Here is an 18,520-nt window from a genome sequence, read left to right on the forward strand (position 1 = left end):
GTAGCGGGCGCTCAGTCGAAGGCGGACGCGGGTGGCGGCGGCGAGGGCCTGGCGTCGGCGTCGTGCACCGGGGCCGCACCCCCGGTGAAGTCCGCGAGCGCCCGCCCGTGTTCGACGCGCCCAGGATGCGGATCGGTCGCGACCCGGCGGGTCAGCTCCGCGACCTTCGGCACCACGTCGGAGGCGAGCAGTACGGCGTTGCCGAAGCGGCGGCCGCGGAACACGGTCGGGTCAGCGGCCAGCGCCAGCTCGGGGAAGACCGTGGCGGCGGTGGCGATCTGGCCGCGCAGATGGGCCAGCGGAGGTCCGTCCGCGAGGTTGGCCACGTAGGTCCCGCCGGGCTTCAGCACGCGGCGCACCTCCGCGAGGAACTCGGTGCTGGTGAGGTGGGCGGGGGTACGGGCGCCGCTGAAGACGTCCGCGATGACGAGGTCCGCCCAGTCGTCCTGGATCTTCCCGAGCCCGGCGCGGGCGTCGGTGGCCCTGACCCTGATCCTGGCCTGCGGGTCCAGCGGCAGTTCCCGGCGCACCAGTTGGACGAGCGCCGCGTCCACCTCGACGATCTGCTGGGTGGAGCGGGGCCGGGTCGCCGCGACGTAGCGGGCGAGCGTGAAGGCCCCGCCGCCCAGGTGCACGACGTGCAGCGGCTGCCCGGCGGGCGCCGCCAGGTCCGCGATGTGGCCGATCCGGCGCTGGTACTCGAAGGAGAGGTACGCCGGGTCTTCGAGGTCCACGTGGGACTGCGGGGCGCCGTCGATCGTCAGCGTCCAGGCGCGCCTGCGCTCCCGGTCGGGCACCAGCTCGGCGAGGCCGCCGTCCACCGGTTCCGAGACGTTGCCCCCGGGGGGCCCGGAGCCGCGGGCCGCCTTGCGGTCGGTCCTGCGGTCCGCGCGCTGCTTGCGGCTCCCCGCTTCGCCGGAACCTCCTCGACGTGCCACTGCCGTTCGTACCTGCTCACTGCTCATAGGGTCCGGGACCGGCCGGGTCCGGCCGTGCGGGGCGGTCGCGCTCACCGCCCCTTGGGCGTGTCCGCGAAGTCGCGTCGTCCGCCCGGAGGGCGGGCCCGGCGGCGTCTGGTGCGTGCTCTCGGCGTGCCGGGCGCAGACCCTCGTACTGGACGTACTTGGGTCTTCGCCCGGTGCGGCGAGAGTGCGTGCCAGGCGTCGCCGGGCAGGCGAGACTTTGCGGACACGCCCCTAGGACATTATGGGCTCAGCGGCAGTTGTCGGCCGCCTCGATCAGCCGGGCGGCCTGGTCCAGCGCGGCCCGCAGCGCGGCCGGGTCGGTGACCGAGGTGTCGTCGCCGGGCGGCAGCAGCCAGCCGCTGCCGGAGACGGGCGGCTCCGCGGGGATGCGCAGCCCCCGGCCGTTGGTGCTCGTACAGGCGCTGCCCGGTACGTCCCAGGCCTCTGCGGTGCCCGGCGGCACCAGGAAGCCGACGGTGGCGCAGGGGCCGTCGTGCAGGACCGGGCCGACGGCCTCCTGATCGGCGCCCCGGCGCAGGATGTCCGCCGCCTCCAGTCCCTGCCGGGCGGGAACGGTCACCAGGTCGCAGGGTTCCGCGCCGGGAAGCGGGCCGGTCGCGGCGGGCTCCTCCGCACGTGCCACGGGGCCGGTCGTCGCGGTCTGTGCGGCCGTCGTCGCGGTCGTCCGCGAGCCGGTCGCCATGTCGGTGTGCAACAAGGGACCTCTCCTCTCATCGCCGGGCGGAGCCGGACTCCGTCGCCACATGGACCAACGCGCGGACCGCGTCAAGGGCTACGGCCCCACACCGCTGCAAAGGGTGGCAGTTCATGGCGGATCGTGGGCGAGATACCCGTTTTGTTCGTAAACGCAGCGTGTGGGAGTTGTCACAACAGGTACGTTCTTGCTCCGCCGGGACACCGGAATCAATCGCCCGGCTCGCACCAGAGAGGGCCCCGCCATGGTGTCGACACGGGCAGTTCCCAACCTCGCCTTCCGGCGGCTGCGCGGCCCGCGCTCCGCCGGGGAGTTCGCTGCCGCGGTACGCAGGTCCGCCCGCGAGATCGGCGAGCAGGTCGCGTGCGACGCCCGGTACATCGGACGCGTGGAGTCCGGCGAGATCCGCTGCCCGAACTACGCCTACGAGCGGGTCTTCCTGCACATGTTCCCCGGGGCGAACCTGGTGGACCTGGGCTTCTCACCGCGTGAATCGGTACGCGGCCGGGGGGCACCGTCCGCCGCGGACGCCCCTTCGTCCCCGACTTCGCCGCTGCTCGGCAGCGACACCGACGAGGAGTGCGACGTGCTGCGTCGCGTATTCATGACAAGCGGCTCCACCACGATGGCGGCCGCGTCCCTGAGCCTGGGCCTGGGCGGCGTGGCCGCCTCCGTCTCCCTGCCCGCGCAGCGCCGGGTGGGCGAGGCGGAGGTGCACGCCGTGGAGAAGGCGGTACGGCAGATCCGTCTGCTGGACGACCGGCACGGGGGTGACGGCCTGTACCGCCGGGCCTCGCAGCCGCTGCGGGCGGCGTACGCGCTGCTCGACTCCGGAACCGCGACCCGGCGCTCCACGGCCGACCGGCTGCACTCCGGGGCCGGTGAGCTGGCGATCTCGGTGGGCTGGCTGGCCCATGACTCGGGCCGGTTCGAGGACGCCCGCTCGCACTACGCGGAGGCGCTGGCCACGGCGCGGGTGGCCGGGGACCACGCGCTGGAGGCGCACGCCTTCTGCAACGCGTCGTTCCTGGCCCGGGACACCGGGCGCTCCCGCGAGTCGCTGCGCGCCGCGGAGGCGGGGCTGCGGGCCGCGCGGCCGCTGGGCTCACCGCGGCTGATGGCGCTGCTCTCGCTGCGCGAGGCGGGCGGCCGGGCGGGGCTCGGGGACCGTACCGGCTGCGAGCGGGCGCTCGGCCGGGCGCACACCTCGTTCGGGCAGGGGCCCGCCCCTTCGGACCCGGAGTGGATGAGCTTCTTCCGGGAGGCGGAGCTGGAGATGCTGGAGGCGCAGTGCTGGTCGGCGCTGGGCGACTGGTCGCGGGCGGCCAGGCACGCGCGGCGTGCGACGCGGCTGCAGGACCCGCACTTCACCCGGAACCTGGCGCTGTACCGGGCCGAGCTGACCACGGACCTGGCCCGCGCGGGCCTCGCGGAGGAGGCGGCGGCCACGGGTCACCAGGTGCTGGACCTGCTGGACCAGGTCCGGTCCTCCCGGATCAGGACGATGCTGGCGGGCGCGGTGGCGGTGCTGAGGCCCCGGGGCCGGGGCTCCGTCGACATCACGGACTTCCTCGACCGCCACGGCACGGAGCCCTCCGGGGGGCGGGGCGCGAAAACGAGCTCGCCCGGCGCTTGAGGACGGAACCCTCTGCCCGGATCGGGGCGCGTTCCCTGCCATCCCGGCCAACCCAAGCCTGTCCGGCGTTTGAGGACGGACGAGGCTCGCCTCGGGGCGCGTTTACGTCCACCCCGGACATCCCAAGCCCGTCCGGCGCTTGAGGACGGAACCCTCTGCCCGGACCTGGGCGCGAAAACCAGCCCGCCCGGCGCTTGAGGGCAGAGCGGCCCGCCCCGGACCGGGGCGCGGGGGTCCGTCCTCAAACGCCGGACGGGCTGGGATACCCGACCGCGGGGCTCGGGGTTCCGTCCTCAAACGCCGGACGGGCTGGGATTGGCCGGGATCGCGAGCCCCGAGGCGCCGGACCGGCCGGGGTTGGCCGGATCACGGGCCCCGAGGCGCCGGGCGGGCCGGGATGCCGGGGCCACGGGGCGTCGGGCCTATCGCTCCAGGTGGCCCGTGTCGTTCCAGCGTTCCAGGGCGGGCGTCCCGTAGGCCCAGCCCAGGACGGACAGCGACGTCGGCTCCAGCCGGATGCGCGCCGCGAAGGACACGTCCTCGCCCAGCCACCGCGCCCCCAGCGCCCGCAGGATGTGACCGTGGGCGAACACCAGGACGTCGCGGTCGGCCGAGCGGGCCCACTCGATGACCTCGTCGGCACGGGCCGACAGCTCGGCCAGGGTCTCCCCCTCCGGGACGCCGTCGCGCCAGATGAACCAGCCCGGGCGGCTCGCCTTGATCGCGGCCGGCGTCATCCCCTCGTACGCCCCGTAGTCCCACTCCATCAGCGCGTCCCACGGCTCGGCCCGCTCGCCGAACCCCGCGAGCTCACAGGTCTCAGAGGCCCGCACCAGCGGGCTGGTCCGGACCTCAAGACCGGGCAGATCCACCCACGGCCCCCGGTGCAGCCGCTCCCCGAGCAGCTTGGCGCCCTCGCGCCCGGTGTCGAGCAGGGGGATGTCCGTCCTGCCGGTGTGATTGCCGTTGACGGACCATTCCGTCTGGCCGTGCCGGGCAAGCAGGATTCGCGGTGCCATGTGACGGCTCTCCCTGAAACTGAGACCTCTGACGCTGGATCTGAGATCTTGGACATCGACAGGGACGCAACCGTCCGACACGCTACGGGTGAACGGGTGGGAACGGAACGTCCGGTTTTCCATCATCCCGCACACGCGCGTGACGCAACCCCTGGGGCCGTACGGGCGTCCCTCTCAACGCAGACCGAACCAGAGCGGCTGAGGGGTGCCGAGTGCACCCCTGGGGGAATCCCGGCCGCACCGCACCGTACGGTTGAACGTCCGCCGTCGGCCGCATGAACTCATGATGGAGAACTTCCGGATGCCGCCTGCCACCACCGCGCCCGCGCAGCGCCCCCGGCCCCGCTGGTGGACCGAGCTCCCGCTGCTCGCCCTGGTGTACGCGGCGTATTCGGGCGGCAGACTGCTGGTGCGCGGCGACGTGTCGACGGCCGTCGACCACGGACTGCGCATCCTGGACCTGGAACAGACGCTCCGTATCAACTTCGAGCACCCGCTGAACCGGCTGCTCACCGCGCACTCCTCGATCGGGATACCCGCCGACTTCGCGTACGCGTCGCTGCACTACCTGATAACCCCGGCCGTCCTCATCTGGATGTTCAGGCGCCACTCGCAGGCCTACCGCAGGGCCCGCACCTGGCTGATGACCTCCACGATGCTCGGCCTGATCGGCTTCACCCTGATGCCGACCTGCCCGCCCCGGCTGCTGGCCGCCGGACACGGCTTCGTCGACACGATGGCGCAGTACAGCTCGTACGGCTGGTGGGGCACAGAGGCGTCCGCCCCGCGCGGCATGGGCGGAATGACCAATCAGTACGCGGCGATGCCCAGCCTGCACGTCGGCTGGGCGCTGTGGTGCGGCATCCTCATCTGGCGCCACGGGCGCCACCCGCTCGTACGGGCGGCGGGCGTCGCCTACCCCCTGATCACCGTCTTCGTGGTGATGGGCACCGCCAACCACTACTTCCTCGACGCGGTGGCCGGCGCCGCCGTGATGGGCCTCGGCGCCCTGCTGGGCCGGCCCGTGACCCGGCTCGCCAACAAGGTCGCCGACGCGGCCAAGGCCCGCTTCGCACCGCCGAGTACGGCCGCGGAGTCCCCGGATGTCAGTGCCGGATGCAAGACTTCCGCGGGTGAGCGAATCCCCGGCCAGCGGACCTCCTCCGCAGACCCCACCGATGCCCCGGCACCGGCCGGTCCACCTGCCCCGGCCGACGTCCCCGCCGGAAGCACCGCGGGACGTACCGTCGGCGGTGACACTGCGGCAGCGGCTCGCTGAGCTGAGGGGCCCGGCCGTCGCACCCCGTCCGCTGGACGCCCGCGCACTGGCCGCCCTCGCCGCCAACCCCGGCTGCAAGCGGCGCGCCCTGCTCGACGGGGCCGGGGTCGACAAGACCGCCCTGGCCACCGCACTCGGCTCACCGGCCCCCTTCGGCCAGTCCCAGTTCGCCTTCATGCGCGGCAACGCCTTCGAGGCCAAGGTCAAGGCCGACGGCGGTACGGAGCTGATGCGGCTGCTGCACGAGCGGCTCGGTGAGCCCGGCGAACCCCCGCGCGACGTCGCGGTTCCCGATCTGAGCGCCGCCGGTCCAGAGGGCCGCGCCGCGCGCACCGCCCTGGCCCTGCGGGAGGCGACCGGGGCGGGCGGCTGGGCGCTGCTGGACCACCCGATGCTGGCCCTGGAGGTGGCGGGCTCGCCCGCCTATCTGGAGCCGGACGCGGTGGTGGTGCACCCCGACGGCACCTGGACGGTCGTCGAGATCAAGTCCTTCCCCATGATCGACGGCTCCGCCGACGCCGCGAAGGTCGGCGCGGCCGCCCGCCAGTCCGCGGTCTACGTGCTGGCGCTGGAGCGGATCGCCGCCGCCACCGACGGGGCTGAGGTAGGCCACCGGGTGCTGCTGGTCTGCCCCAAGGACTTCTCCAACCTGCCGGCCGCGTCCGTCGTCGACGTGCGCAAGCAGTGCGCGGTCACCCGCCGCCAGCTCATCCGGCTCACCCGGATCGAGGACATCGCGGCGGCCCTGCCCGAGGGCACCACGTTCGACCCGGAGCGCTCCCCGGAGGAGCTGGGCCGCGCCGTCGAGTCGGTCACCGCGGCGTACGCGCCGGAGTGCCTGGCCGCCTGCGAGCTGGCCTTCCACTGCCGGGGCAAGGCGCGGGCCACCGGCGCGGTGGAGGCGCTGGGGCGCAGTGTGCGGGGCGAGCTCGGCGGGCTGACCACGGTCGGCGCGGTGCTGGCCGCGGCCGCGGGCAAGGAGGGCGATCCGGCGGACCCGACGGTCTCCGCGCTGCGCCGCGCCGCCGCGCTGCGCGCCGAGGCGTTGGAGGGCGGGTCCGGATGCCACTGATCTCCACCCTGGCCAGGCTGGAGGCCGTGGAGAACGGCCGCGCGCAGCCGCTGGCCACGGTCCGCCACCGCCGCCTCACGGACCGGCCGCTGGTCCTGGTGCCGCTGACCACGTCCGGCGAGGCGGGCGCCCCGCTCGGCGCCCTGGTCGGCTCCGAGCGGGACGCGCCCCGGCTGCTGGTCGTGGCGCAGCCGCGCGACCGGGATCTGCGGTTCGCGTTCCTCGCGGAGCTGGCGGAGGCGGTGCTGCCGCACATCGAGTCGTACGCCGATGTCATCGAGCCCGCCGAGCGCAGCGAGACGGACCCGGCGACCGGCAAGAAGGTCAAGGTCGAGACCGAGCTGTGCACGGACGCCGCGCAGCTGATCGTGCCGAGCCGGGCGGGCATCGAGTTCGTCCGGCTGCTGGGCCGCTCCATGCGGTTCCGGCGCACCGTGGAGGACGACCCCGACACCCCGTATCCGGCGCCCGCCCGCGTCCCGCTGCTGGGCCGCTGGCTGACGCACTACGGCGAGCGCGCCCGGGTGCCGGGCTCCTCGCTGCTGCTGGCCTGCACCGATCTGCTCAACCGGCACTGGGCGAGCGGCCAGTCCAGCCTGGAGGACCAGCACCTGGGCGCCCTGCTCGCCTGGGTCGATCCACCGGCCGGCGAGTCTGGGGCCGAGGCCGCGCTCCGCGCCGAGCTGGCCCGGGACCGCGCGGGACAGCTGCTCTGCCCGCCCGCCGGACCGGCCACCGACCCGGACTTCGACAACCGGCTGCTGGCCCCCGCGATCGAGCGGTACGACCGCGCGCGCACCGCGCTGGCCGCCGCGGAGGACGGTCTGTCGGCCGATGCCGGGCTCGCCGCGCTGACGGCGGCCGAGCGGGAGATCAGGGCGCTGCTGGCGGGCGTGCTGCGGCCGACCTGGGACGCCGTGTGGCGGGGCCTGGACCTGCTGCGGGAGCTGCCGGAGGGGGCCAGGACCGAGGACCGCTGGACCCGCGACCGCTGGTCGTTCACCGGCCACCGCGACCGGGTGCGGTCCGGCGAGCCGCCGCAGCCGCGCCGGGACGACGCGGTGACGGCGGCCCGCAAGCTCGCCTCGCGGGAGACCGCCCAGGCGCAGCTGGAGGCCCAGGAGGCGCTGGACGATCCGCTGGTGCTGGCCGGCCGGCGGCTGGCGGGCGAGGCGTTCCTCGGGGAGGTGACCGGGGTGGAGATGACGTACACCGAGTCGAAGCGCCCCTCGCCGCGCCCGCTGGTCACCGTGCGCACGGCAGAGCAGCCGCAGCTGGCGGAGCGTCTGAAGGTCTACCGCTCGCTGGACGGCAAGCCGCAGACCGCCGAGTTCGCCGGGTACGGGCCGCCGGAGGAGGGCGAGCCGCCCGCGCTGGTGCTGCGGATCACCGACCGGATGGGCCGGGGCAGGGAGCCGGCCCCTGGTTCGGTGCCGGAGCCCGGTGACCGGATCGCCTGGACGCTCTTCGAGCACGACCAGCGCGGCGGCCCGAAGCTGCCGGAGCCGGAGGAGACACCCTGGACCCACGGCGGTCCGCCGGGCTCCGGGGCGGCTGTGGAGAGCCCCGATCCCGTGACCCCGGAGGACCTGCTGTGAGCGACCGACTCGACCCGGGGGCGGCGGCGGGCCGGGCCACCGCCCAGATCCTGGACGACACGCTGAACGGCACCGCGCGCGGCATCGTGGTGGACTCCCCGCCCGGCGCGGGCAAGTCCACCCTGGTGGTCCGCGCCGCGCTCGAACTCGCGGCGGCCGGCCGCCCGCTGATGGTCGTCGCCCAGACGAACGCCCAGGTCGACGACCTGGTGGTGCGGCTGGCCGAGAAGGACCCCGGGCTCCCGGTCGGCCGGCTGCACAGCAGCGACTCGGACCCGTACGACAAGGTGCTGGACGGGCTGGACAACGTACGCAAGTCGGCGAAGGCGGCGGATCTGGCCGGGCTGGACATCGTCATCTCGACGGCCGCCAAGTGGGCCCATGTGAAGAACGTCGAGCCGTGGGGGCACGCGATCGTCGACGAGGCGTACCAGATGCGCTCCGACGCGCTGCTGGCCGTCGCCGGGCTCTTCGAACGGGCGCTGTTCGTGGGCGATCCGGGCCAGCTCGACCCGTTCTCGATCGTCGGCGCGGACCAGTGGGCGGGGCTGAGTTACGACCCGTCCGCGAGCGCGGTCTCCACGTTGCTGGCGCACAATCCGGAGCTGCCGCAGCGCAGGCTGCCGGTCTCCTGGCGGTTGCCCGCGTCGGCCGCGCAGCTGGTCTCGGACGCGTTCTACCCGTACACCCCGTTCCGCAGCGGTACCGACCACGGGGACCGGCTGCTGTCGTTCGGCGTCGGGTCCGACGGCTCACCGGCCGACCGGGTGCTGGACGAGGCCGCGGAGTCCGGCTGGGGGCTGCTGGAGCTGCCCGCCCGGCACACCCCGCGCACGGACCCGGAGGCGGTCCGGGCGGTGGCCACGGTGGTGCGCCGGCTCCTCGACCGGGGCGGCGCGGCCACCAGCGAGCGTTCTCCGGACCCGGCCCCGGTGACGGCGGACCGGGTGGCGGTCGGCACGGCCCACCGCGACCAGGCGGCGGCGGTGCGGGCGGCGCTCGCGGAGCTGGGGGTGACGGGCGTGGCGGTGGACACCGCGAACCGGCTCCAGGGCCGCGAGTTCGATGTGACGGTGGTCCTGCACCCGCTGTCCGGGCGGCCGGACGCCACGGCGTTCCATCTGGAGACGGGCCGGCTGTGTGTGCTGGCCTCGCGCCACCGGCACGCCTGCATCGTGGTCTGCCGCGCGGGCGTCGCGGAGCTGCTCGACGAGCACCCGTCCACGGAGCCGGTCCAGCTGGGCGTCACCGTGAAGTTCCCGGACGGCTGGGAGGCGAACCACCGGGTGCTGGCGCATCTGGCGGAACACCGCGTGCGCTGGGGGCGTTGAGCCCGGGGGCGCGGGAAGCGGCTCCGCGCACGCCCCCGGACACGCTCCGGGCGCCCTTGCGGCGGGCTGGACAATAGAGGGTGGCCGTCGGGCCCACCGGAGGAGGAACAACCACATGGCACAACCCGAGCGGAACGAGCGGCAGCGGCTGCGCCCCGCGCCCCTGCTCTTCGAGCCGTCGGCGTCGGTCGCCGATCCGGAGCACTTCTTCGACCTGGAGTCGATGGAGGATCCGAAGGAGCTGCTGAGCCGTTCCACCGAGCTGGCCCTGGCGTTCCGCGCCGCGACCGACCGGGCGGTCGAGTTCCAGGCGATCGCCGCCGCCCAGCTGGCCGATCCGCGCCGGTTCGACCGGCTCACCACGGCGGACATCGCGCGGCGGGCGGAGTGGACGGAGGACTACGCGACGAAGATGGTCGAGTTCGGCCGGAGCCTGCTGAACGGCCCCAGGCCCTGAGCAGGCCGACCCGCCAACCCGCCGATGCGCCAACCCGCCGATGCGCCGATGCGCCGGCTGATCATGACCGGTGCTGACTGTGGGTAGAACCACTGGCATATGCCCTGGGGCAAGATACTCCTCACCACCCCGGCCTGTCCCGGTTTCCGGCAACTCTCGGAATCCGCTTGATCACTCCCGGTAGACCTGTGTGCATGACCGCATGGCTGCCAGACGAAACGACCCTGCATCACGGCGACGGCCCCTACCGGGAAGACCGGGCCGCCGACGTGTTCGCCGTCCTGCGCGAGCAGGCCGGTGACCAGACGGCTCAGGTGACCGCGGCCGGTGCCGCCTGGCTGGCCGGCGCGGCGGCGTATCCGCGCAGCGCCCTGAGCCAGTGGGAGTCGCACCCGTCCGCCCCCGGTGTGCTGCCGTGCGGCTCGTCCTTCGACGTGGTGAACGTGCCCACGCTCTTCGGGCGCCGGATGCTCGAACACCTCTGGGCGGACGGGCCGGGCTCCGGACCCGTCGCCACGCACCGCGGCCGGATGCTGCTCTTCGCCTCCCCCGGGACGGCCCAGCGGCTGCCCTCGCTGCTCGACTGGGAGGAGTGGGGCGGGGGCGCCGCGTCCCGGTCCGCGGGGGGTTCGGCGGGGGGTTCTGCGGGGCGGGACGAGAGCGGCCGGAAGGTGCCACCGCTGCTCTGTCACGGCACCGGGGACGCGGTGACCGTGCCGCCCCTGACCTGTGGGCCGAACGCCTCGGGCCCCCGTTGGGTGGTCGCCCCCGACACCCGCAGCCCCTGGCTGCCCGGACCCGACGTACTGCTCTGGGCGTGTGTGCGGGTGGCCCGCTCGGTGCCCTCTTCGGGGCCCCGTATTTCGATTTTTCCTCCCGCCGATCAGGGTGCTAAGGTCTACGACGTCAGCAGGCGCCGCTAGCTCAGTTGGTTAGAGCAGCTGACTCTTAATCAGCGGGTCCGGGGTTCGAGTCCCTGGCGGCGCACAGACGGAAGAAGCCCCCTCGCGAGAGCGAGGGGGCTTCTTCGTTGTGGTCCTCGTCATTGTGTTCCGGTGGTGATCCGGACCGTCCAGGCGCCGGACGGGGTCCGGTCGGCGACCTCGATCGTGGTGTGCCCGCCGGGTACGGAGAACGTCTCACCGAGCCGCAGCGGGGCGTCCGCGAGCGGCGGATAGACGGACTGGTCCCAGCAGGCGTCGGTGCCGGGGTGGGTGTCGATGACGTCGACCGGCCCGCCGCCCGACGGGGTCTCGTTGCGGACCCGGTAGAGCAGCACGCCCTCGCCGCACGTCGACCGGTCGTTGCCGGTGGCGCTGCGGGCCTCGATCGCCACGGCGCTGCCCTCGCCCGTCCTGATCACCGCGAGCCGGGTCCCGATGGACGCGCCGGGCACCGGCACGGCGGCCATCGGCTCCAGGGTGAGCACCCGGTCGCTCTGGACGCAGACCACCTGCCGGTCGTCCAGCCAGCCCAGCTTCCACTTGTGCCAGCCGAAGAGATCGGGCGCGAGCCCGAACTGGCTGCCCATCACGTCCCAGTCGCCCACATAGGTGTCCCAGTCGCCCTTGCCGTCCGAGGGCCGGTGGTAGAGGTCGGGCAGGTCGAAGACGTGTCCGGTCTCGTGGGCCAGCACGTTGTGGTCGGGCGGGTGCTGTTCGAAGACGGTGACGACGCGCCTGATGTCCGTACCGTCGGCGCGCAGCGGCTGATCGAAGTTGACGACCTTGGTGGCGTCGGAGTCGACGCCCGGGGCGTCCGGGTCCGCGACGAGGTAGACGATGTCGTACTTCGAGAAGTCCACCTCGGGGTCGGCCGCGTCGATGGCGTCGTGCAGATAGGCGCCGCGCCGGTCGCTGGACCAGTCCCGCCTTATGCCGTACCGCACCGACGGCTTGGGCATCTGGATCCACCGCTTCTGCGGGTGCGGGCGCAGGGTGAACTTTCCGTAACTGGCGCGCTGGAAGAACCGGGTGGTGGCGGGGAAGTAGTCGGCGGTGAGTTCGGCGGGGGTGGTGACGGGCCGGGCGTCCGGGAACGAGAGGAAGACCATCACCGCGTCGAGCGGATGGTCGGGGCGTGGGTAGGCGCCGTTCCACTCGTCCAGGCCCAGCGAGTGGTGGGCCGCGGTCCGGGGCAGCGCGCAGGCGGCCGCCGCACCGGTGGCGGCCGCGGCCGGGCCCGCGACGAGGGAGGTGGCGGCGACCGCCAGCAGGGAGATCAGGCCGGCCGTCACGGCGCGCGGACTCGGCCTCACCACTCCTCCGGGTCCGTGCTGACGCGGCACATCTACCTCCGGGTGCGGGGTGCGGACGCCTGGGATCTTCAGCACCCTCCCGACCACCCTGTGGCGATTCAGGCGTTACGTCCTGTTGAGCTGCCCCAGTCGGGTCAGTGCCCCAACCACGCACTCGCTTCACAGACAGTCACAATCGATCACCGGCGCAACCGTAGAGAACAGAGCCGCGCAGAAACGATCAGGCATGGGCAAACCGGATCTGCGCGCGAATGGCCCATGCACATCGGGCACGGAGCCCGGAACGGTCGGGGCGCTGGAACGGCCGAGCCGCCAGCCTCTATGCTTCACCTCGCTTTCCTCCGCGATTTCCGCCCCTGACAACGGCGCTCCACGCGGCGGGCCAGTCCGACCAGACCTGTCCGGGACAGAACTGCATGGCGGGAGCGAACGGTGAGCGCAACCTCCGATGGGCCGAGGCCCCCGGCAGGCACAGCACCCTCTTCCGCACGACCATCGGTCACGGAGCGTCATGACTCTTGGCCCGCCGGGGACGCCCCTGCCGACGCCCCCGGGGAGACGGCGCTCTCCGGTCCGCACGACTACCGGGCCGCCTTCCTCGCCGCCACCCTCCCGATGGCCGTCGTCGACAACGAGGGCCTGATCGTCACCGCGAACGAGGCGCTGTCCGCCCTGGTCGGTATCCCCGCCCCGGCGCTCACCGCGCAGTCCGCCTCCGATCTCGTCGACCTCGCGGCGGACGGCCGCACCTGGCACGCCTACCGCGAGGTGCTGTACGGCAGGCGCTCCCGCTTCCGCTGCACCCGCCGGCTCAAGCACCCCGACGGGCGCTCCCTGTGGGCCGAGATCACCGTCGTACCGATGCCGGGGACGCGGGGGCCCGAGACCGGCGCCGAGCACCGGCAGGTACTGCTCTCCGTCGCGGACGTCAGCGACCGGCGCGAGCTGCAGAAGAGGCTGCGCCACCTCCAGATGCACGACCCGGTGACCCGGCTGCCCAACCGCGCCCTGTTCTTCGAGCGGCTCTCGGCCGTCCTGGAGACCCCGCCGTACCAGGACGACACCCGTCCCGGACGCGGCCGGATCGGGCTCTGCTACCTCGACCTGGACGGCTTCAAGGCGGTCAACGACACCCTGGGGCACCGGATCGGGGACCGGCTGCTCGCCGCCGTCGCCGCCCGGCTCACCGACTGCGCGGAGCAGGAGGGCCTCCACCCCGGCGGCGCCCCGCTGGTGGCGCGCCTCGGCGGGGACGAGTTCGCGATCCTGGTCGAGGAGTCCACGGGTACCCGGCAGCTGACCGAACTCGCCCGCACCGTGCTCGCCGCGCTCCAGAAGCCCTTCGACCTGGCCGGCCAGCGGCTCTCCGTCTCGGCGTCGATCGGTGTGGTGGAGCGGCCGGTGGCGGGCACCTCGGCGACGGGGCTCATGCAGGCCGCCGATACGACGCTGTACTGGGCGAAGGCCGACGGCAAGGCCCGCTGGACCCTCTTCGACCCGGAGCGCAACGCCCACCGGATGACGCGCCAGGCCCTCTCGTCCACGCTCCGGCCGGCCGTGGAGCGCGGCGAGTTCACCATCGAGTACCAGCCGCTGGTCGGCATGGCCGACGGGGTGGTGCGCGGGGTGGAGGCGCTGGTGCGCTGGAACCATCCGCAGTTCGGCATGCTCTCGCCCAACCGGTTCGTCGCGATCGCGGAGGAGGACGGCTCGATCGTGCAGCTGGGCCGCTGGGTGCTGCGGGCTGCGTGCCGTCAGGCCCGGCGCTGGCAGCTCGACCACCCGGCGGAGCAGCCGCTGTTCATCAGCGTCAACGTCGCGGTGCGCCAGGTCTGGGACTCCGACCTGGTCACCGATGTGGCGGAGATCCTCGCGGAGACCGGCCTGGCCCCGGCGCTGCTGCAGCTGGAGCTGACCGAGTCCGCGGTGATGGGTTCGGCGGGCCGCCCGCTCCAGTCCCTCCAGACACTGAGCGACATGGGCGTCCGGATCGCCATCGACGACTTCGGGACCGGCTACTCCAACCTCGCCTACCTGAGCCGCCTGCCGGTCTCCGTGCTGAAGCTGGACGGCGCCTTCGTTCGCGGCTTCCGCTACGAGGACGGCGCCCATCCCAGCCCCGCCGACGAGACGATCGTCGAGGCGATGGTCCAGCTGGCGCACCGGCTGGGCCTGACCGTCACCGCGGAGTGCGTGGAGACGGCCGGCCAGGCGGAACGGCTGCGCCGGATCGGCTGCGACACCGGGCAGGGCTGGCTCTACTCGCGCGCGGTCGCCCCGGAGCGCATCACCGAACTGCTCGGCGCCCGCGCCCTGGAGGCCTGAGGCGACGGCCCGAGGCGGCTCGGGTCAGGCTCCCGGCAGCCCCCGGGGTCCGGGGCGGGCAGCTCGCCGGACTCCGGGACGGGCCGCAGCTCCAGGCAGCTGCGCACGAAGTCCCGGACGGCGGCGGGGACATCGGGCGTACGGGGCCGGGCGACTCCGACCCGGGACGGGCTGACCCCGCTGACCGGGCGGTAGACCACGTCAGGGCGTTGGTAGAAGCGGGCCGTGGCCTGCGGGGTGAGGCTGACGCCGTAGCCGTTGGCGATCGCGTTCAGCCACTCGTCGGGATTGTGTGCGACGGCCCCGACCGTCACCGGGTGCCCGCCCCGCTCGTCCGAGGCCAGCCAGTAGTCGCGCCACCGGCCCGACGCCTCCGGGGTGGCGACGAACGGCTCCTCGAAGAGGTCGGCGAACGGGATCACCTCCTGGCCGGCCAGCCGGTGGCCGACGGGCAGCGCCACCCACCGGTCCTCGGTGATCAGCACCTCGATGTCCAGCGCCTCCTCGCCGGGGAACGGCAGCCGCAGCAGCGCGGCATCGGCGTCCCCGGACGCCAGCCCCGCCGTCGGGTCGTCCCACGAGGTCTGGTGGAGCTGGACCCGCCAGCCCGGCCGCCGCCGGGCGAAGGCCGCGATGATCCGCTGCGTCAGCTCGTTGGCCCCGCTCGCGACGAAGCCGACCCGCAGCACCCGGTCCGCCCGGCCGGCGGCGCTCTTGGCCGTGCGCAGGGCCACGTCCCAGGAGTCGAGTACGGCGGGGACCGATCCGGCGAGCGCGGCCCCCGCCTCCGTGAGCGTCATACCGGTCCGGGACCGGGTGAACAGCGTGACGCCGAGCAGCGCTTCGAGCTGCTTGATCTGTTTGGTCAGGGCGGGCTGCGAGATGAACAGCCGCTCCGCGGCCCGGGTCAGATGGCCCTCGTCGGCCACGACCGCGAACGAGCGGAGCAGCCTGGTGTCGACATCCATGCCCCCAGGTTATGAAAGCGGGTATTGGACCGGCCGGGCGGTGCGGGCCGAAGCTCGTACGCGTAACCACCGCGCCGCACCGAAGAGTTGGCATGGGATCACCGGTCACCTCGCTGACCGGCACTCTCCGGGCGGGCGGCGCGGCCGGGAACCCGGCCGCGCCGCGACCCGGCGTCCTCCCGGTCGGCATCCGCGTACGAACCGCTGAGAGGCTCCCGATGACCACCGCCGCCTCACCCCCGTCCGGGGACGCCCTGACCGGCACCACCGCCCCGGGGACCTCCGCACTCGGGCCGCGTGGCCTGCTGATCCTGATCACCCTGTGCGGGGCCACGTTCATGACCGGCCTCGACTACTCGATCATCACCGTCGCGCTGCCGGAGATCGGCCGCGACCTCGGCTTCGCCTCCACGGGCGATCTGCAGTGGGTGGCCACCGCCTGTCTGCTGCCCACCGCCGGACTGCTGCCGCTCTTCGGCCGGCTGTGCGACCTGGTCGGCCGGCGCAGGCTCTTCGTCCTGGGCGCCGCCCTGTTCACCGCGCTCTCGCTGCTGGCCGCCGCGACCACGGGTCCGGCGCTGCTGATCGCCGCACGGGCCGGACAGGGGGTCGCCGCCGCGATGATCGGGCCGACCGCGCTCGCCCTGATGACCGCCTCGTTTCCCGAAGGGCCCCGGCGCACCAAGGCGCTGGGGATCAACGGCGCGCTGCTCTCGCTCGGTTTCGTGACCGGCACCATCGGCGGCGGGCTCATCACCAGCGGGCTCAACTGGCGCTGGACGATGCTGCTGCTGGCGCTGATCGGTTCGGCCGTCCTCGTCGGCGCGCTCACCGTGCTGCCCGCCCCGGCCGACGCCCGCCGCGCGGGCCGTCTCGACGTGCCGGGCGCCCTGCTGTCCAGCGCCGGGCTGTTCGCCCTGGTGTACGCGATCTCGACCGGGGCCGACGCCGGCTGGGCGAGTGCGCCGACCCTGACCGCGCTGACCGGCGCGGTGGCGCTGCTCGCCGCCTTCCTCTTCGCCGAGTCCCGGCACAGCGCGCCGCTGGTCCCGCTCGGGCTGCTGGGCCGCCGCACGGTCAAGTGGAGCGCGCTGGTCGGGCTGATCACCTTCTCGATGTGCGGCGGTGCGACGCTGCTGCTCAGCCTGTACATGCAGGACGTGCTCGGCTGGTCGCCGCTGGCCACCGGATTCGGCTTCCTCGCCGAGGGTGCGGCCGCGCTGGTCGCCGGGACCCTGGCCTCCCGGGTGATCGCGGCGCGCGGTACGACGGCCGCGATGGTGAGCGGTCTGCTGGTCCAGGCGGCGGGCACGGGTGCGATGGTCCTGCTGCCGGGGAACGGCAGTCTTCCGCTGCTGCTGGTGACGTCGGGGCTGATGGGGTTCGGCCATGTCCTCGCCGTGGTCGCGTTCATCTCGACGCTGACCTCCGGGCTGCGGGACGACGAGCAGGGCGTGGCGGGCAGCCTGGCCCAGATGCCGCAGTTCGTGGGCGCCATCGGTGTCGCGGGGCTGGCCGCCGTCGCCGCCTCGGGCGACTCGCTGCTGGCCGGGCTGCACGCGGCCCTGCTGGTGGCGGGCGGCACGCTGCTGGCCGGGGTGCTGGTCGCGGCGCTCTTCCTGCGCCGCCGCGGGCCGGAGTGCTGACCGGGTGCCCGCCCGGACGCCTGCGTACGGATACGCCGAAGCCGGTCCGGCCCCCACACGACGTGGGGGCCGGACCGGCTTCGGTGCGGCCCGGGTCAGGCTCCCGGCAGCCCGTAGGCGTCCGCGATCAGCCCGTAGCTGCGCAGCCGGGCCTCGCCGCCGTGGGCGTTGGCGGTGATCATCAGCTCGTCGGCGCCGGTGCGCTTGGCCAGGTCGTCGAGGCCGGTGCGGACCTCGTCGGCCGTGCCGTGGACGATGTTGACGAGCCAGCTGTCGACGAACTCGCGCTCCATCGGGGTGAAGGCGTACGCCTCCGCCTCCTCCGGCGTCGGGACAAGGCCGGGGCGGCCGGAGCGCAGCCGGAGCATCGACAGGGCGCCGGTCAGCACCTGGCGGCGGGCCTCGCGCTCGTCCTCCGCGGCCAGGGCGGCGACGCCGATCAGGGAGTACGGGGCGTCCAGCACCGCGGACGGCCTGAAGGACTCCCGGTACAGCTCCAGGGCCGGGATGGTGTTCTGGGCCGAGAAGTGGTGGGCGAAGGCGAAGGGCAGGCCGAGCACGCCGGCCAGCCGGGCGCTGAAGCCGGAGGAGCCGAGCAGCCACAGGGGCGGCCGGGCCGGGGACTGGACGCCGCCCTCCGCGGTGGCCTGGACGGGGCCGGGGACCGCGTGGATGCGGGCGTAGGGGTGGCCGTCGGGGAAGTCGTCGTCCAGGAAGCGGGTCAGCTCGGCCAGCTGCTGCGGAAAGTCGTCGGCGCCCTCGTTGAGCCGTTCGGTGCGGCGCAGCGCGGCGGCGGTGGCGCCGTCCGTGCCCGGGGCCCGGCCGAGGCCGAGGTCGACGCGGCCGGGGGCCATGGCCTCCAGGGTGCCGAATTGCTCGGCGATGACGAGCGGGGCGTGGTTGGGCAGCATGACGCCGCCGGAGCCGAGCCGGATGCGTTCGGTGTGGGCGGCGGTGTGGGCCAGGATCACGGCCGGTGAGGAGGAGGCGACGCCGGGCATCGAGTGGTGTTCCGCGACCCAGTAGCGGTGGAAGCCGCGCCGCTCCGCGAGCTGCGCGATCTCGACCCCGGTGCGCAGGGCCTGGCTCGCGGTACCGCCCTGGCCCACGGTCACCAGATCGAGCACGGAGAGCGGAACGGGTGCCGTTCCCTCCGCCTTGCCACGGATCTCGTCGCCTCGAATCTCGTCCACGTCCTGACCTCTCCGATGGTGCTCTGATATCCCTCTGTACGTCCGGAGAGAACAAACAG

At 73.9% G+C, this 18,520-nt stretch carries 15 protein-coding genes and 1 tRNA gene; 10 read left to right on the top strand and 6 right to left on the bottom strand.

Annotated features, from left to right (window positions below):
• Positions 1 to 11: 11 nt before the first annotated feature.
• Positions 12 to 938, bottom strand: a complete 927-nt coding sequence (locus OG892_RS13580; protein WP_328866979.1) for a fused MFS/spermidine synthase — start codon at positions 936 to 938, stop codon at positions 12 to 14.
• A gap of 274 nt (positions 939 to 1,212) precedes the next feature.
• Positions 1,213 to 1,683, bottom strand: coding sequence for a hypothetical protein (locus OG892_RS13585; protein WP_371629281.1), 471 nt, complete (start codon positions 1,681 to 1,683; stop codon positions 1,213 to 1,215).
• A 241-nt stretch (positions 1,684 to 1,924) separates the two neighbouring features.
• On the opposite strand from OG892_RS13585, the gene OG892_RS13590 reads away from it, so the two are divergent.
• A complete protein-coding gene (locus OG892_RS13590) occupies positions 1,925 to 3,316 on the top strand; it encodes a tetratricopeptide repeat protein (RefSeq protein ID WP_371629282.1) in 1,392 nt (463 codons plus the stop codon).
• Between the two features lie 422 nt (positions 3,317 to 3,738).
• On the opposite strand, the gene OG892_RS13595 is transcribed toward OG892_RS13590, so the two are convergent.
• Positions 3,739 to 4,335, bottom strand: coding sequence for a histidine phosphatase family protein (locus tag OG892_RS13595; RefSeq protein ID WP_371629283.1), 597 nt, complete (start codon positions 4,333 to 4,335; stop codon positions 3,739 to 3,741).
• Between the two features lie 301 nt (positions 4,336 to 4,636).
• On the opposite strand from OG892_RS13595, the gene OG892_RS13600 reads away from it, so the two are divergent.
• The 7 genes from OG892_RS13600 to OG892_RS13630 all read left to right on the top strand — a co-directional run bounded on the left by OG892_RS13600 (position 4,637) and on the right by OG892_RS13630 (position 11,059).
• Positions 4,637 to 5,614, top strand: coding sequence for a phosphatase PAP2 family protein (locus tag OG892_RS13600; RefSeq protein ID WP_073738388.1), 978 nt, complete (start codon positions 4,637 to 4,639; stop codon positions 5,612 to 5,614).
• Positions 5,514 to 6,686 carry a hypothetical protein gene (locus OG892_RS13605; protein ID WP_242436852.1) on the top strand — a complete coding sequence of 391 codons (1,173 nt, stop codon included), beginning with the start codon at positions 5,514 to 5,516 and terminating at the stop codon, positions 6,684 to 6,686. Before OG892_RS13600 ends, OG892_RS13605 begins: the two co-directional genes overlap by 101 nt.
• Positions 6,677 to 8,284, top strand: coding sequence for a hypothetical protein (locus tag OG892_RS13610; protein ID WP_371629284.1), 1,608 nt, complete (start codon positions 6,677 to 6,679; stop codon positions 8,282 to 8,284). Before OG892_RS13605 ends, OG892_RS13610 begins: the two co-directional genes overlap by 10 nt.
• The gene (locus tag OG892_RS13615) at positions 8,281 to 9,615 is read left to right on the top strand and encodes an AAA domain-containing protein (protein ID WP_073738310.1); all 1,335 of its coding nucleotides are present in this window, start codon (positions 8,281 to 8,283) and stop codon (positions 9,613 to 9,615) included. The genes OG892_RS13610 and OG892_RS13615 overlap by 4 nt, the downstream gene beginning before the upstream one ends.
• Before the next feature lie 115 nt (positions 9,616 to 9,730).
• Positions 9,731 to 10,072: a hypothetical protein gene (locus OG892_RS13620; protein ID WP_073738309.1), complete on the top strand. Its 342-nt coding sequence runs from the start codon at positions 9,731 to 9,733 to the stop codon at positions 10,070 to 10,072.
• 194 nt (positions 10,073 to 10,266) lie between these two features.
• Positions 10,267 to 10,995 (top strand): bifunctional DNA primase/polymerase, encoded by a 729-nt coding sequence (locus OG892_RS13625; RefSeq protein WP_073738308.1) that lies wholly within the window; start codon positions 10,267 to 10,269, stop codon positions 10,993 to 10,995.
• Positions 10,986 to 11,059 (top strand) — tRNA-Lys (locus tag OG892_RS13630). Before OG892_RS13625 ends, OG892_RS13630 begins: the two co-directional genes overlap by 10 nt.
• Positions 11,060 to 11,114: 55 nt before the next feature.
• On the opposite strand, the gene OG892_RS13635 is transcribed toward OG892_RS13630, so the two are convergent.
• A complete protein-coding gene (locus OG892_RS13635) occupies positions 11,115 to 12,332 on the bottom strand; it encodes a M6 family metalloprotease domain-containing protein (protein WP_371629285.1) in 1,218 nt (405 codons plus the stop codon).
• A gap of 429 nt (positions 12,333 to 12,761) precedes the next feature.
• On the opposite strand from OG892_RS13635, the gene OG892_RS13640 reads away from it, so the two are divergent.
• Positions 12,762 to 14,654, top strand: coding sequence for a putative bifunctional diguanylate cyclase/phosphodiesterase (locus tag OG892_RS13640; protein WP_371629286.1), 1,893 nt, complete (start codon positions 12,762 to 12,764; stop codon positions 14,652 to 14,654).
• Here the strand turns inward: OG892_RS13640 and OG892_RS13645 are convergent.
• Positions 14,588 to 15,622, bottom strand: a complete 1,035-nt coding sequence (locus OG892_RS13645; protein WP_371629287.1) for a LysR family transcriptional regulator — start codon at positions 15,620 to 15,622, stop codon at positions 14,588 to 14,590. The two genes, OG892_RS13640 and OG892_RS13645, sit on opposite strands and share 67 nt — an antisense overlap.
• Before the next feature lie 92 nt (positions 15,623 to 15,714).
• Between OG892_RS13645 and OG892_RS13650 the strand changes: the two genes are divergently transcribed.
• Positions 15,715 to 17,268, top strand: a complete 1,554-nt coding sequence (locus OG892_RS13650; protein ID WP_371629288.1) for an MFS transporter — start codon at positions 15,715 to 15,717, stop codon at positions 17,266 to 17,268.
• A gap of 95 nt (positions 17,269 to 17,363) precedes the next feature.
• On the opposite strand, the gene OG892_RS13655 is transcribed toward OG892_RS13650, so the two are convergent.
• Positions 17,364 to 18,461, bottom strand: coding sequence for an LLM class flavin-dependent oxidoreductase (locus OG892_RS13655; RefSeq protein WP_371629289.1), 1,098 nt, complete (start codon positions 18,459 to 18,461; stop codon positions 17,364 to 17,366).
• Positions 18,462 to 18,520: the final 59 nt, after the last annotated feature.

It is taken from the genome of Streptomyces sp. NBC_00341 (assembly GCF_041435055.1).
Lineage (GTDB): Bacteria > Actinomycetota > Actinomycetes > Streptomycetales > Streptomycetaceae > Streptomyces.